The organism is Methanolacinia paynteri (genome assembly GCF_000784355.1).
GTDB classification, from domain to species: Archaea; Halobacteriota; Methanomicrobia; order Methanomicrobiales; family Methanomicrobiaceae; genus Methanolacinia; species Methanolacinia paynteri.
Genome location: NZ_KN360930.1, coordinates 104,103 through 117,543, shown reverse-complemented (window position 1 = coordinate 117,543; position 13,441 = coordinate 104,103). Strand labels below are relative to the sequence as shown.

Genomic DNA, 13,441 nt, shown 5'->3' with positions numbered 1-13,441 from the left:
AATAGTGTGAAGATCTTACAGAGAATAAGGATTGCAGGTATTTCCGGTTAAATCGAATCCTCTCACAGTACTCTTAAAATAACGGATGATCTATAAAAAAAGGAAAATGAGGTGCTAGAATGAATTCCAAAATTATTTCTCTGCTGATAATATCGGCAGCGATATTTTGTGTGATCTGCCCGGCACAGGCGGAAGCGGATGCGGGACAGTCGGAAAAGATTACGATCACGGCATTGGGAGACGGTTCGTATTATAATGGAGAAGTGATCACGTTCTCGGGAACAGATACCGAATCTGATTACGTATACCTGTTTATCGCAGGACCGAATCTTAACGCAGACGGCGACAAACTTGATGATCCCGGTACTGCAGCTATAAGCGGAAAAGAGGGTACTTTTGCCAGGGCGGCGGTAGATTCAGACGACACCTGGGAATATGAGCTTGTCGGTTCCAGAAATTTTGATGCAGGAAGCTACACCATATATGCCGTTACAGAACCGAAGAATAAGGAAGACCTGTCGTCGGGCGAATATGACACTGTATCGATCGTGATTAAGAAGCCGTTTATTACGGCGAAGCTGTCCGAACCTGTTATCAAAAGAGGCGAAGAACTGACAATCTCAGGAACTGCTGAAGGAAACCCACATTTCGTCGCAGTCTGGGTTTTAGGTTATGATTACTGGAACGGTGCAGAAACGGGTTCGATGGTTACGGTCGTCCCCGAAGACGACTCCTCGTATGAATATGTACTTAGCGGAGATGAGACCGCAAAGATGGAAGACGGCGAGTATTATGTTGTCGTTCAGCATTCGATGTACAACGACGAGTTCAACGTCGTTACAGAGCCGGCTTCCTCAGGAGACGGAGTAATAGTTACCGGAATCGCGACAGTAGACCAGAAAAGCTCAGGCGATAGTTTCTATATCAGCGGTAAATATGCACTAAGAGGTGCAGATGCTGCAGAGGCGCTTATCGATGAGATAAACTCGGCCGACATAGACGACACATATACCCTGAGCACGTTTAAGGTGGAAGGACAGTCCGGCAGCAACACCGACAATTCCATATTATCTGCGATCGGAAATTTCTTTGCCGGGATATTCGGATAAAACTGATCCATAATTGATCCCCAAAAGGCGGGAGGTTGGGGGGGCCAAACACCCTTTTTTTTATTAGGATTTTTGTTCATGCATTTAGAGCATGAAATTTTATTATCTGTAGAACTGCAAAGTTCGATCATCGGGGCACAATGCAGGATTAAAGAAGTGTTCTGCTTTTTCCGGCGTTATTACTGTGGATACGTCGAGTCTTCTCACAGTAATCTTAACAGTGCTGATGATCTATAAAAAATTAAAATGGAGTATTTTTATGAATTCTAAATTGATCTCCACATTAATTATAGTGACAGCGATTTTTTGTATAATGTGCCCGGCACAGGCCGAAGGACAGATTACAGTCACGGCACTGGGGGACGGTTCTTACTTTTTCGATGAAGTGATCAAACTCTCGGGAACGAACACGGCATCCGATAATGTGTACCTTTTCATCACCGGACCAAACCTCAACCAGAACGGAGAAAAACCTGATGAGTTTGGCATGGCGGCGATAACCGGCGATGAGAACACTTTTATCAAAACTCCGACAGATGTCGACGGCACATGGGAATATACACTTGATGCCGGCGGGCTTAGTCTTTCTTATGGTACTTACACCATATATGCCGTCACCGAACCGGATAACAAGGGAGACCTGTCGGGCGGTATGTTTGACACGGTAACTATTGTCCTGAAGAAAAAAGAGACCGCAACAAAGGTGAACGTTGAAACAAAAACTGCTAAAAACGGAAATATTACAATCGCGGCATCAGGCGACGGTAAATTCTATGAAGGAGAACTGATCACGTTCACCGGAACTAATTCCGAATCCGATTACGTGTACCTGTTTGTCTGCGGAGATGCACTTGATGCAAACGGCGACAAATTTGATGATCCCGGTACAGCGGCAGTAACCGGTAAAGAAAACACATTCGTAAAAGTGGCTGCAGATTCACACGACACATGGGAATACGAACTCGATACCACCGAATTGGATCTCGACCCCGGTACTTACACCGTATATGCAGTTACCGAACCGGCAAACAAGGAAGATCTGTCGGGCGGTTCATTTGATACTGTACCGATTGTGCTTAAGAAGCCGTATATTTCGGCACAGGTCTCCGAACCGGTTATCAAAAGAGGCGAGGAACTGACGATCACAGGCACTGCAGAAGGAATGCCGAAAGCGATCGCCATATGGGTCCTTGGCTTTAGTTACTGGAACGGAGCAGAAAATGGTTCTATGGTTAAGATTGTGCCTGAAGACGATGCCTCATATAAATATGTACTCGACGGAGACGAGACCGCGAAGATGGATGACGGGGAATATTACGTGATTGTCCAGCACCCGATGTACGATGATGAGTTCGGCGTAATCACAAATCTGGGTGACGGGGGAAAGGTATTAGTATCCCCCGAAGCCGGCCAGGGATTTTATATCTGGGGCACTGACAGCAGGCTTAGAGGTACCGATGCCGTCGAGGAACTTATCAGTGAGATCGCTTCGGCTGATACCGACGACGCTTATGCCAGGTGCACGTTTGAGGTAAAAGGACAGGCAGATGGAACTCCTGAAACCACAAGGTCCGGGAATGCAGAAGAACAAAAGTCAAGAAGCAATACTGAAAATTCAATATTTTCATCGATCGGGGAATTCTTTGCAGGGATGTTCGGATCGAACTGATCTCTGGTTTTTTCCGGAGAGGGACTAATGACCCGTTCGCCGGGTCGGGAATTCCTTTTTTTCTTATTTTTTTTTTGTTCTTAAAAATACCACAGCCGTATGTCTCTATATGTCGAACCTTTCGACAGGTTAGATCCGATCTGTTGATCCTTTTTCTTCACAGATCACTCTACAAGAAGTCCGGAATTGTAAAGTAAAGCTTAAATAATGTCAAAAAACGCCGTAAACACCGTTTTTCACATCCACACAGGAGCCCTGTATTCCACGATCTCCACCTCATCCGACCAGAACATCGTCTGAAAAAAAGAGGACTCTGACGTGCCGTTATATCGATGCGATCCGGGCATTGATCGGGCTAAAACCGGCACATTGCAGTTATTTTAGATCACCCTTCAAAACCTAATTCAAATGACGAAAATAAGCTCATTTTGAGGGTTTTTCAGGTAGTGATCTTATCCAGATATCCGAGGACCTTTGAAGATCGGAACATTTGTACTGACAATTAATCATCATCCCCAATGTACCAACCATAAGAACAGAGTGATCATATAAAAAATCAATTTAATAAGTTAAATTAACCAAATGACCACACTGTGAACCCAGATCCACATCAAAAAAGGAACCGTTAAATCCCGGCGGCCAAAATCATATATCATTGAACAGGAGCGATCCAGGTTCAATTCACATATCAAAATTCATAGGACATAACCAGACGAAGAGGACTACAACATGCCGGAAGAAAATTCAGCGAATACAAATATCGAAAACGGAAACAAGAGCAAGGAAGAAAAAGGCCCGTGCACGGGCGAGACATGCACAATCGAGATGTGCAGGCGCTGTCATGACAATTCACATAAGTGTGCAGTGTCTAAAGTCGACGGCGGAATGGACGAGAATAATTAAGCAAGACTAAAGATTAAACCTTATCAAAAATCTCTTTTTTTGAATTTGAGGCTATGGAGAAAACTTTCTGTTCTTAAATGCCATATTATGAACCAGCATTCCAAATTTAATCTCTTCAATTTGATTGTATATTTCTCAATCTGGCATTCTTCCCATATTTTTTTAACACTGAAAATATGGTTTCTTCCATATCTCTCTGGATCCATTTTTCTGATTGAAATCATGTATTGAAAAAGATTACTTAAATAGTCCATTTAATTCTTCTGAAAATTTATTTTTCTCATAGAGTAATACTCCAGATGTAGCAGGTTTATTGATAGTTAAATCCGTTCTTGTAATTACTCCCATTTTTTCAGGTAAATGTATCATTCCTAAAGCTCGGAATAAATTTCCCCATTCACACTGGTGGAGACGGAATTCTGTAGAATTGTCCATCTTCACATAATTGAGAAATTTAGAAGGTTGTAAAAACATTGAGACATCATTTAATTTATCTAATACATCGGTTTTCTCCCCTTTTTTCCTTAACCGAATCTTTTCTTTATGCAGTTTCATAACTTTTTGAACACTATGAGGATCTTCCTCTGCCAACATTTGTGCTTCAACTTTAGCTAAATCATTCAAATATGGGGCAATATTTGTATTAATGCAATTCTGGATTTGAACATCCGCAGTTACAGGATATTCATCAATTTCTAAATCTGAAAACCCACTGATTAAACTTTCAGGATCTTTTAACTGAGCGGACAAATGATATTTTGTAGCATCCTGCAATGGTTCTGGCGAAGATCTCTTTCTTACTAAACTATCTAAAAAATCTTGGTCCATTTTTACATGGACTTCTATACGAAATAAATCATAATTTAATAACTTATTTAAATGTAAAGTGATTATTCCATTTTCCCGTGAAACTGCATCATCAATTTTACCAGGAATAGGTTTTAAACTGAATGCTTTTATATCATATATTTCGTTAGAACTAAATTTTTTTTCTCCAGGATAACTCTTATTAGCCCATTTTGAAAAGACACTGTTAACATTGACTGTCGTAGAATAAGTTCCGATATTGCTCATACAATTGATCTCTAGTGAATCATATTTCTCTCCTTTTAGCCAATCTGAAATCTCCTTTGCAATTTCAAGAAGTTCTTTTGTATCCTTTAAATTAACCATCTTCAATCCTCTGAATATCAATTAAATCCTTTAAGCTAACCATCCCTTCATTTGAACATTCAATAATAGTCTCAAAAGGGACTGCATAATTATGATTCTTTTTTATGATTCCTTCTTTTTCAAGAATATTTTCATAAGTAATTCTACCTTTAAGCTTGAAACGACCCTTATGCAAATTTATACCTAAAAACGGAGATTTTAAAAATCCTTTATCTGTAGCGGATGCTTCAAAATATTCTATCAAAGGTCTAAAATACAAATCCTTCAAGCTTGCACTATTACTTAATGCATTATCTATAACTAAAGAAAATGCTTCTATAAATTCTTCTGTTGGAGAAAAGGATTCAAATTCGTTCTCAGCATAATCTATAAATTGTCTTTCAGACACTCTGTCTGATTTTTTCATTACATCTAATAAAACATCAATAAATTTACTATATTCACTATATGATTCTTTTAATTTTTCTAACCCTTCCATAAAAGAAAAAATAAATTTTTCAATTGCATTTTGAATATCTTTTGGTAATTCAAATTTAACTTCACTTCCTTCTTCAGTATTAATATCTATAAATACAGTTGTTGAACCTTTTAATTGGATATTTATCGGTTTTTCATTAAATGGTATATGTATTATTTCCGGAATTTTTGATATCTCTAAAATAGTTGAATATAATATGCGTTTTTCTTCATTTATAATAGAAGAACCGTCAGATTTTACTAAATGAACTCTTAAATTTGCAGGTTGAAAGGGATCTTCAGAAGATACTGTATTCAATATTCCTCCTAAATAATTTTTTGTCTTTAAATCAGTAATATCTAATTTATTACTTTCAGAATTAAAACCATCACGTACATTATGAAATTCACTAATTTCAGTAAAACCATCAATATCTAATTCAATTTTTGAAACATCATTACAATCCCATAAAATATAAAAAGGAACTTTTTCTCCTTGGACGATGTCTTTTGATAAGTATAATTCAAAATCATCACTTTGCATTATTTAATTGACTTATTTTATAATCTAATATATCTTTTGAGAATTCTACAATATGAATTATCACAAATTATTATCTATTCAAAAGGCTCTTCCATTTTATTATGGAATCCTTCATCTGTCATCCACTAAGTGGAAACGGATCTCAGATTTATGTAAGACTGACTGAACAGCATTATTACGTCGATTGGGGATCGACTCCGCTAGCATTTCCAAAAATCCTAATTGATGATATTCGTGATAATTTCTTTAAAACATCTGATTGGTACCCCTTAGGTGCAAAATGGGATGATCCTATTGAGGGTGGCCTTGGAGAATATATCCAGAAGTATCAAACGATATCTTCTCTACATAGTCCAAAGTATGCATCTATGATAGCCTCAATTATGTTTCATTTAAAAATGGTTGAATATAGAAGAAACAAAAATCAGCACAATCGGATAGAATTAAAGAAAAAATAATGGAATTTCGTATTTTTTTAGCATCTATTAATTATTTAATTACAACGAAAATTCCATCAGATCCTAGGGAAATATCTGGTTCATAATCTTTTTCTTGTTCTTTTGAATTTAGTTGAAAATGATCGGCAAGTTCATTTTTTAAAATTTGAATATCTTCTATCTGTAAATTTTTTACGACTTTTTCACTTAGAACCTGCTCATATATTCCTTTTACAATTCCGATGAAGCACTCTTTTTTAATATAACAAAGACATGGAATCTTCTTGTATATGAACGGGTATTTTTGATCGGAGCTATTATTTTTTTCATTTTTTTTAAGGAAGGTTATTATATTTTTATAGTAATAATTCTGTAAATTTTTAAGCTCAAAATCTAGCTTTAATATGACTTCAGGATCTTTTTTAGGATCTACCAGTTCAATTTCAATAGCGGATTGAAGATGGGTTATACAGTAGTTTCGTGTTTTTGGCTTTTTACCTTTTATTGTTGCTATGGACTCAGTCTGTTCTTTATATTTTTTTCTTTTTTCTTTTAAGGGATTATTTCGAAGACCTTTGGCTTCAATAATATGCCAATTATCAGTATTATTATCCTTTCCAATAAAATCTGGTAATAAGTTAGAATCGGAAGAATTGAATACAATGTCTTCAGGACATTCTTTTTGCATCATTCGCACATGTGTGGGCCAAGATACGTCAAGAATTCTTTCTGCCACAATTTTTGCAAAGATCATACCTGTCCAAAAGGATAGTACGACTTTTTCACTTTGTTCTAAATTATTACAGGCCGGGTTTTGAATTATTTCATCATTTTGGCAATCTAATGATGTTAAAATCGCAAAAATTTTGTGATATCCAAATTCGGGTATTTCGAGGAATTTATTTCTAGCTGCTTCATATGATGGTTCGCCAATGGTAATACACGCATGAATTAAATCAGAATATTTGATGTCAAGATGATCTACTTCACTAATATCCTGCCCTTTATCATCAAAACGTCTATAATTGACTTTCATAAATTATTTTTTAAACTGATCTAGTTGATAATGTGATCTATTAAAATTACAAATTTTAATGAAAAATCCAAAAAAAGCAGTTCTTCTTGCAAAATAAAATAATCAAAAAGGCCGGGGCCGAGATTTGAACCCGAGTCCAGGGAGCCACAATCCCTGAGGATAACCACTACCCTACCCCGGCAAATGGCTTATTTATTTTGATGGACATTATAGATTAAGATTATCTTTTAGTCCTGGATTTGGTTAAATGCAGGGCTTTATAAGATAGGATAATAATCATCTGTATCTAATAGTATAGGACAGTCTGGTAATAAGATTCTGAATTATCCCTTCCCGCGGCTTTTTTGGAGAGAGAACAATGGCAAAGAAAAAGAGTCAGAAGAAATCCAACACAGGTTCCGCATCTTCCTCGCTCAGAACGCCAATCGCATGCGTACTTGGGCACGTAGACCACGGCAAGACCTCCCTGCTCGACAAGATCAGGGGATCGTCGGTCGTGGCAAAGGAGGAGGGTGCAATCACACAGCATATCGGTGCGACAATAATACCCCTCGAAGCCATTGAAAAGATGAGCGGAACGGAAGGCAAAATGCACTTCGATATCCCCGGCCTCCTTTTTATCGACACTCCCGGCCACCACGCGTTCACCACCCTCAGGGCAAGAGGCGGAGCGCTGGCCGACATGGCAATCCTCGTCGTCGACATAAACGAAGGGTTCCAGCCGCAGACTATCGAAGCGCTGCACATACTCAAAAACTTCAAGACCCCGTTCGTCGTAGCCGCAACAAAGATCGACAGGATTCACGGGTGGAGAGTAAACGAAAATGCCCCCTTCCTCAAGTGCTACAAGGCGCAGAACGAAAGGGTCCAGACCGATATAGAGAACAAGACCTACGAGATAGTCGGGAAACTCTCCGAAGAAGGCATCAACAGCGAGAGATACGACAGGATAAAGGATTTTTCCAAGAATGTAGCAATCGTTCCCGTAAGCGGAGTCACCGGCGAAGGCGTCCCCGATCTCCTCATGGTCATGATCGGGCTTGCACAACGTTACATGACCGAAGGCCTCTCTTTATCGGTCGAAGGCCCCGGTATCGGAACCGTCCTCGAAGTAAAGGAGGAGAAGGGCCTCGGAACGACACTCGACGTCATCCTCTATGACGGAACGCTCAATGTCGGCGACGAGATCGCGGTCGGCGGAACAAACGGCGTAATCGAGACCAAGGTCAGGTCCCTTCTCCAGCCCCGCCCGATGCAGGAGATCCTCACGGAAGACAAGTTCGAGAGGGTCAAATCCGTAACCGCAGCAAGGGGAATCAAGGTCGCCGCACCAAATCTCGACGATGCAGTCGCAGGCTCGCCCATAAAAGTGATCAAAGGCGACAGGGACGAGATCGTCGACAGCATCATCCACGAGATGGAGGATATAGAGGTCAAACTCTCCGACGAAGGAATCTACATCAAGGCAGACACCATCGGTGCCCTCGAAGCCCTTTCCAAGGAGCTTGAAGAGCATAACATCCCGATTATGCGTGCGGAGGTAGGACCTGTCAGCAGGCATGACATCATAGAGGTCGGTACGGTCAGAAATCCCCTGCTCTCGATCCTCCTCGCCTTCAACACCCAGCTTCTTCCCGACGCCATAGATACGCTGCTCGACAACTCAATGAAGCACGTGAAGGTCTTCCAGGGCGGAGTTATATACCACCTCATCGACGACTATCTCGAGTGGGAGGAGAACACCCGTCGCGAGATCGAGAAACAGACATTTGAAAAGCTGATAATGCCTGCAAAGATCATCCTTCTCCCCGATTGCATATTCAGGCAGAGCAACCCGGCAGTTGTCGGCGTTCGCGTACTCGGCGGCAAACTCCAGAGCGGAATCAACCTTGTTCACCTCGACGGAAGAAAGGTCGGCAGGATCAAACAGATAAAGTCCGGGCAGGACAACATAGCCGAAGCAGGAGAAGGTAAGGAGGTGGCGATATCGATTGAAGGGCCAACAGTTGGAAGGCAGATCGATGTCGGCGACCAGCTCTTTGTCGACATTCCGGAAAACCACGTAAAGGTAATCGAAAAAGAGATGCTTGGACGGCTGGACCCCGGAATGAAAGAAGTTTTGGAGGAATTCACCTCCATGAAAAGAAAGGACGAACCCTTCTGGGGTAAGTAGTTTTTTTAAGGTTACAGCTCAAAATTATAAAGACCTAAATATTGGAGATTCACAATGGCAGATTTCAAAGTAGTATTGTCCGACCCCAAAAACGGCATGGCTTACAATATCGAGGCTACCGGCGGGATGGCAGGATCATTAATGGGTAAGAGCGTTGGCGACGTAATAAAGGGAGACCTTCTCGGTTTCGAGGGCTACTCGATCGAGATCACCGGCGCAACAGACAGAACAGGAATTCCGGCAAGAAAGGATCTTCCCGGTGCAGGCAAAAGAAGACTCCTTCTCTCCGAGAGTACAGGGTTCCACCCCACATACGACGGTCAGCGCATGAGAAAGACCATCAGGGCATCCGAGATCACCGGAGACTTCGTCCAGATCAATGCAAAGGTCGTTGAATACGGTTCAAAGGATCTCAAGTCCTACTTCGAGCCCGAAGAACAGCCCGCAGAAGCTGCGGAGTAAAAAAGATTAATCTATTTTCCCAATACTTTTCTTCAATTCATCAAGATATTCTTCAAAGCCGACCCCGTATTCTCTTGCAAGTATGACTATCGCAGCCTCGGGAAGGAGGTTGCCGTCGAACTCATCCTCCATGAGTACATTCATCTCCGAGATTACTGCATTTATCTCGATCCCGTTCTTTTCCGCAATGGCGGCGGCAAGGGATTCGACAGGGTCCTTTTTTTCAAATATCTCGGACGACGGTTTATAGCCGAGAGGTATGTCTATTTTTGAAAACTCCTCAGGTATCGAATAATAGTCTCCCTCTTTCCTGATCAGGCCCTCTGCATCCGCCATAGAGATCACCTTCTCCGCCTGCTCGCGATTCATCCAGTGGCGATCGATAGCGAGATAAAAAACGATTTCGGACTTCTTCAGACGGTTACGGCCCATGTTCCTGAACGGTGCGGCAATCGTCATTTGAAGAGTCAAAGTCTACCTCCCGAGAATCAGGTTCTTCAGGTCGAGTGCATCGACATTGCCGGCAACCCCTTCCTTTGCGATATAGCAGTCGCAGGCCATCCCCTTCTCTTCAACCTTTACCAGAAATGAAGTTGTTGAGCGTGGGATTCTCCTCTCACCGGTGAGGATCGTCTCGTTGAACATAATCCTGAAATCCACAGTATCAGTTGTCGTGTCATAGAATCCGGGAATATTTTCAATCTTATCGAAACCCGTCTTATCCTTTGCAACAAAAACCTGCAGATCGAGTTTTACCAGTTCGTCCCCGACTTTTTTCGTTATGTGTTCTCCGTCGAAAGATCCGATTCTGCTGATGACAGTCATAAAAGGCTCTTCTGCCACAAAATCAAGATCACACCTGAGAGGAAAGCGGAAGTATACTCTACGCATAAGTACAGAATTGTTTGGTTCCTATAAAAATGTGCAGGAATCGAATGATTCCTGTACTGTTTTGAGGATAAATCACGAAGTGATTTTACGATGAAACGTTCATGAAACGTATGTTTCGAGCACGTACAGAATTTAAAATTGATAAAAGAAAAACGACACAAAAAAATTATTCAGTCAGAACGGCATTGATTGTGCCGTCCTGGCCGGGCCTTGACAGGATCCTTGCATTTCCAAGCTCTGTCTTGATGATTGCGCCCTTCGTCAAAAGGTTACGACGGACGTAGTTCGGGTTTGCCGGGTTTTCGACCACGGTCTCAATCATAACCTTCTTTGTCTCGCCGGTCTTCGGGTTTGAAACACTTGCAAACTGTGCACGAAGAGCCCTCATCTTGTAGTTTCCGCCATGGGTCCTGATCACCTTGTAGCGAACCTCGCCGATGTGAGTGTCTGCCGGAGCCCTGCCTACTTCAATTCTTCTCTTACCACGAACGAGACGGACACGACCGCCCGTTACTTTCCTTACGGATCTTCCTTGCCAAAGCATTGATACACCTATATCTATTACTATCTCGTCAACAGGAAAAAGCTGATAACGCTTTTCCCGCAGTCAACTGAAGTGCTATATATATTCAATTTTTAGTTATTTAACTCCACCGCAAAACACCGGATGGAGATCATTTCAGGATCTCTTCGGTGAGTTCCGAAATCCCGTCCCCTGTCTTAAGATTTGTCTTAAATACAGGCATTACAGGATTATATTTCGCGATGTCATCAACCATTCTCTCGACATTGCATCCGACGTATTCCGCCAGATCCACCTTGTTGATTACAGCGATATCGCACCCGCGAAACATCATGGGATGTTTGTTGACGACATCGTCGCCCTCTGTCGTGCTCACAACCACTATACGTTTCTCTGCACCGAGGGCGAAATCGGTTGGGCACACCATGTTTCCGACATTTTCAATAAAAAGGATGTCAATCTCATCGAGGGGGAGATGCTCGAGTGCATGCTCTACGATATGGGCATCAAGATGGCACTCCTTACCCGTATTAGCATTAACAGCCTTTGCACCGGTCGCCACAATCCGCTGGAAGTCGTCGTCACCCCAGACGTCTCCTGCAATCGCACCTGTTTTAAGCCCACGCTTTACGAGTTCGGGCACAATTCTTTCTATAAGGGAGGTTTTCCCCGAACCGATCGCCCCCAAAAGGTCAAACCCGCGAATTCCGTGATCCTTTAAAAGATGGTGGTTTTTATGTGCGAGTCTGTTGTTTGCCTCAAAAATATCCTTTTCAATACTCACGTCAACGTGATGCATGGATAGAGGTATGATCATACCTGTTATTAGGTTCACTGATCAAACAGTAATCATGGAAGATGAACGAATCCTTTATCCCTGCTATTTCAATAAGGAACTGAAGAGAAGCGAAGGGAGGAGGGTGCCGGTATCCGCCGGAATCACCAAACCGGATACCCAGAACATCTATAAAGCAGCAAAAAAGGCGGGTCTTTCGGCAAGAACCGAGGAGAGCAAACATCCGGCCCACTGGACAGAAAAAGGCGGACGGATCATTGTATCTTGGAAAGGTTCAAAAGAAATACTGATAAAAAAAATAGCAGAGAAATTGTCGGAAGGTAACTGAGCGGACATGTACGATCTTCACACGCATACCATTCATTCAGACGGGGAGCTCCTTCCGACCGAACTTATCCGGAGGGCTTCTGTTTTGGGATATGATATCATAGGGATTACCGATCATGCCGACAGGTCGAACATTTCCCAGATCATAAAAATGACGGAATCCGTCAGGAGGTCAGCTGACGAGTACGGAATAAGGCTGGTCACGGGTGTGGAGATTACCCACGTCCCCCCCAGAGAGATCCCTGAACTTGCAAAACTTGCAAAGGAAGAAGGTGCGGAGATAGTGATAGTCCACGGCGAGACAGTAGTCGAACCTGTGATGAAAGGTACGAATTCAGCTGCATGCAGCTGTGAATATGTCGATATTCTTGCCCACCCCGGCCTGATATCTGAGCAGGATGCAGAACTCGCAAAGGTCAGCGGGGTCTTTCTGGAGATCACTTCCAGGGGAGGGCACAACAGGACGAACGGTCATGTCTGCAGGATCGCCGAAAGAACAGGATGCAGAATGGTAGTAGATTCGGACACTCACGATCCGGGAGATCTTATGACTGAAGAAGCGCGCAAAGCCGTAGCGCTTGGCGCAGGAATGAACAGGGACACTGCAGATAAGATTTTATCAGATCATGAAATCAGAGATCTCTTGAAAAGATAACAATTATTTAAAAGTTGCCGGAAAATTTATATAAAATTTAATCTAACATATATAGGTTACGAAAAAAATCGACCAGTTTTTCAGGAATGAGCCTATTGAAATTAGCCGGAATTGTCCAGTTTATAATAAATGAGCATATGATCGTTGCAAAATGCGATGCGGCGCAACTGCCCCCCCTGCATGCAAACATCATAGACAGGCGGAACAGAAAAGCTGGAAAACTGGTTGAAATTTTTGGAAATATCAAATCACCGTATGCTGTAATATGGTGCGAAAGGTCGGATAAC

The 13,441-nt window shown here is 42.0% G+C and carries 16 protein-coding genes and 1 tRNA gene; 8 read left to right on the top strand and 9 right to left on the bottom strand.

Going from position 1 to position 13,441, the window contains the following annotated elements:
• The first annotated feature begins 119 nt into the window (after positions 1-119).
• From METPAY_RS14200 to METPAY_RS14900, 3 genes are all read left to right on the top strand, one after another.
• Entirely contained in the window at positions 120-1,109 is a 990-nt protein-coding gene (locus METPAY_RS14200) for an immunoglobulin domain-containing protein (protein ID WP_052418713.1), read from the top strand.
• A 259-nt stretch (positions 1,110-1,368) separates the two neighbouring features.
• The gene (locus METPAY_RS14195) at positions 1,369-2,778 is read left to right on the top strand and encodes a flagellar basal body L-ring protein FlgH (protein ID WP_157199024.1); all 1,410 of its coding nucleotides are present in this window, start codon (positions 1,369-1,371) and stop codon (positions 2,776-2,778) included.
• 729 nt (positions 2,779-3,507) lie between these two features.
• Positions 3,508-3,681 (top strand): hypothetical protein, encoded by a 174-nt coding sequence (locus tag METPAY_RS14900; protein WP_157199023.1) that lies wholly within the window; start codon positions 3,508-3,510, stop codon positions 3,679-3,681.
• Positions 3,682-3,704: 23 nt separating this feature from the next.
• Here METPAY_RS14900 and METPAY_RS06790 read toward each other — a convergent pair whose 3' ends face one another.
• From METPAY_RS06790 to METPAY_RS06780, 3 genes are read right to left on the bottom strand one after another with little or no spacing between them, the layout of a single operon-like run.
• Complete coding sequence (locus METPAY_RS06790) at positions 3,705-3,905, bottom strand: hypothetical protein (RefSeq protein WP_211251523.1); 201 nt, start codon at positions 3,903-3,905, stop codon at positions 3,705-3,707.
• 13 nt (positions 3,906-3,918) lie between these two features.
• Positions 3,919-4,854 carry a hypothetical protein gene (locus METPAY_RS06785; protein WP_048150541.1) on the bottom strand — a complete coding sequence of 312 codons (936 nt, stop codon included), beginning with the start codon at positions 4,852-4,854 and terminating at the stop codon, positions 3,919-3,921.
• Positions 4,847-5,854, bottom strand: a complete 1,008-nt coding sequence (locus METPAY_RS06780) for a hypothetical protein (RefSeq protein ID WP_048150537.1) — start codon at positions 5,852-5,854, stop codon at positions 4,847-4,849. The genes METPAY_RS06785 and METPAY_RS06780 overlap by 8 nt, the downstream gene beginning before the upstream one ends.
• A gap of 101 nt (positions 5,855-5,955) precedes the next feature.
• Between METPAY_RS06780 and METPAY_RS06775 the strand changes: the two genes are divergently transcribed.
• Positions 5,956-6,312 (top strand): hypothetical protein, encoded by a 357-nt coding sequence (locus tag METPAY_RS06775; protein WP_048150534.1) that lies wholly within the window; start codon positions 5,956-5,958, stop codon positions 6,310-6,312.
• Positions 6,313-6,343: 31 nt separating this feature from the next.
• Here the strand turns inward: METPAY_RS06775 and METPAY_RS06770 are convergent, their stop codons facing one another.
• Together METPAY_RS06770 and METPAY_RS06765 are read right to left on the bottom strand one after the other, a co-directional pair.
• A complete protein-coding gene (locus METPAY_RS06770) occupies positions 6,344-7,327 on the bottom strand; it encodes a hypothetical protein (protein WP_048150532.1) in 984 nt (327 codons plus the stop codon).
• A gap of 109 nt (positions 7,328-7,436) precedes the next feature.
• Positions 7,437-7,508, bottom strand: a tRNA-His gene (locus tag METPAY_RS06765).
• 177 nt (positions 7,509-7,685) lie between these two features.
• On the opposite strand from METPAY_RS06765, the gene infB reads away from it, so the two are divergent.
• Both infB and METPAY_RS06755 read left to right on the top strand, forming a co-directional pair.
• Positions 7,686-9,500, top strand: coding sequence for a translation initiation factor IF-2 (gene infB / locus METPAY_RS06760; protein ID WP_048150529.1), 1,815 nt, complete (start codon positions 7,686-7,688; stop codon positions 9,498-9,500).
• A 54-nt stretch (positions 9,501-9,554) separates the two neighbouring features.
• On the top strand, positions 9,555-9,962 hold the full coding sequence (locus METPAY_RS06755) for a 30S ribosomal protein S6e (RefSeq protein ID WP_048150526.1): 408 nt from the start codon (positions 9,555-9,557) through the stop codon (positions 9,960-9,962).
• A 6-nt stretch (positions 9,963-9,968) separates the two neighbouring features.
• Here METPAY_RS06755 and METPAY_RS06750 read toward each other — a convergent pair whose 3' ends face one another.
• From METPAY_RS06750 to hypB, 4 genes are all read right to left on the bottom strand, one after another.
• On the bottom strand, positions 9,969-10,433 hold the full coding sequence (locus METPAY_RS06750) for a DUF2240 family protein (protein ID WP_048150523.1): 465 nt from the start codon (positions 10,431-10,433) through the stop codon (positions 9,969-9,971).
• Between the two features lie 3 nt (positions 10,434-10,436).
• On the bottom strand, positions 10,437-10,805 hold the full coding sequence (locus METPAY_RS06745) for a hypothetical protein (protein ID WP_245611551.1): 369 nt from the start codon (positions 10,803-10,805) through the stop codon (positions 10,437-10,439).
• A gap of 214 nt (positions 10,806-11,019) precedes the next feature.
• Positions 11,020-11,397 (bottom strand): 30S ribosomal protein S8e, encoded by a 378-nt coding sequence (locus METPAY_RS06740; protein WP_013330098.1) that lies wholly within the window; start codon positions 11,395-11,397, stop codon positions 11,020-11,022.
• Between the two features lie 130 nt (positions 11,398-11,527).
• Positions 11,528-12,175, bottom strand: a complete 648-nt coding sequence (gene hypB, locus METPAY_RS06735) for a hydrogenase nickel incorporation protein HypB (RefSeq protein WP_048150518.1) — start codon at positions 12,173-12,175, stop codon at positions 11,528-11,530.
• 10 nt (positions 12,176-12,185) lie between these two features.
• On the opposite strand from hypB, the gene METPAY_RS06730 reads away from it, so the two are divergent.
• Positions 12,186-12,500, top strand: a complete 315-nt coding sequence (locus METPAY_RS06730) for a signal recognition particle subunit SRP19/SEC65 family protein (RefSeq protein ID WP_013330100.1) — start codon at positions 12,186-12,188, stop codon at positions 12,498-12,500.
• Between the two features lie 6 nt (positions 12,501-12,506).
• Entirely contained in the window at positions 12,507-13,154 is a 648-nt protein-coding gene (locus tag METPAY_RS06725; RefSeq protein ID WP_048150516.1) for a histidinol phosphate phosphatase domain-containing protein, read from the top strand.
• Positions 13,155-13,441: the final 287 nt, after the last annotated feature.

Excerpts from the sequence above, each read along its gene's own strand:
- METPAY_RS14200 (WP_052418713.1), top strand. The coding sequence starts at position 120 with ATGAATTCCAAAATTATTTCTCTGCTGATAATATCGGCAGCGATATTT.
- METPAY_RS14195 (WP_157199024.1), top strand. The coding sequence starts at position 1,369 with ATGAATTCTAAATTGATCTCCACATTAATTATAGTGACAGCGATTTTT.
- METPAY_RS14900 (WP_157199023.1), top strand. The coding sequence starts at position 3,508 with ATGCCGGAAGAAAATTCAGCGAATACAAATATCGAAAACGGAAACAAG.
- METPAY_RS06790 (WP_211251523.1), bottom strand. The coding sequence starts at position 3,905 with ATGATTTCAATCAGAAAAATGGATCCAGAGAGATATGGAAGAAACCAT.
- METPAY_RS06785 (WP_048150541.1), bottom strand. The coding sequence starts at position 4,854 with ATGGTTAATTTAAAGGATACAAAAGAACTTCTTGAAATTGCAAAGGAG.
- METPAY_RS06780 (WP_048150537.1), bottom strand. The coding sequence starts at position 5,854 with ATGCAAAGTGATGATTTTGAATTATACTTATCAAAAGACATCGTCCAA.
- METPAY_RS06775 (WP_048150534.1), top strand. The coding sequence starts at position 5,956 with ATGGAATCCTTCATCTGTCATCCACTAAGTGGAAACGGATCTCAGATT.
- METPAY_RS06770 (WP_048150532.1), bottom strand. The coding sequence starts at position 7,327 with ATGAAAGTCAATTATAGACGTTTTGATGATAAAGGGCAGGATATTAGT.
- infB (WP_048150529.1), top strand. The coding sequence starts at position 7,686 with ATGGCAAAGAAAAAGAGTCAGAAGAAATCCAACACAGGTTCCGCATCT.
- METPAY_RS06755 (WP_048150526.1), top strand. The coding sequence starts at position 9,555 with ATGGCAGATTTCAAAGTAGTATTGTCCGACCCCAAAAACGGCATGGCT.
- METPAY_RS06740 (WP_013330098.1), bottom strand. The coding sequence starts at position 11,397 with ATGCTTTGGCAAGGAAGATCCGTAAGGAAAGTAACGGGCGGTCGTGTC.
- hypB (WP_048150518.1), bottom strand. The coding sequence starts at position 12,175 with ATGCATCACGTTGACGTGAGTATTGAAAAGGATATTTTTGAGGCAAAC.
- METPAY_RS06730 (WP_013330100.1), top strand. The coding sequence starts at position 12,186 with ATGATCATACCTGTTATTAGGTTCACTGATCAAACAGTAATCATGGAA.
- METPAY_RS06725 (WP_048150516.1), top strand. The coding sequence starts at position 12,507 with ATGTACGATCTTCACACGCATACCATTCATTCAGACGGGGAGCTCCTT.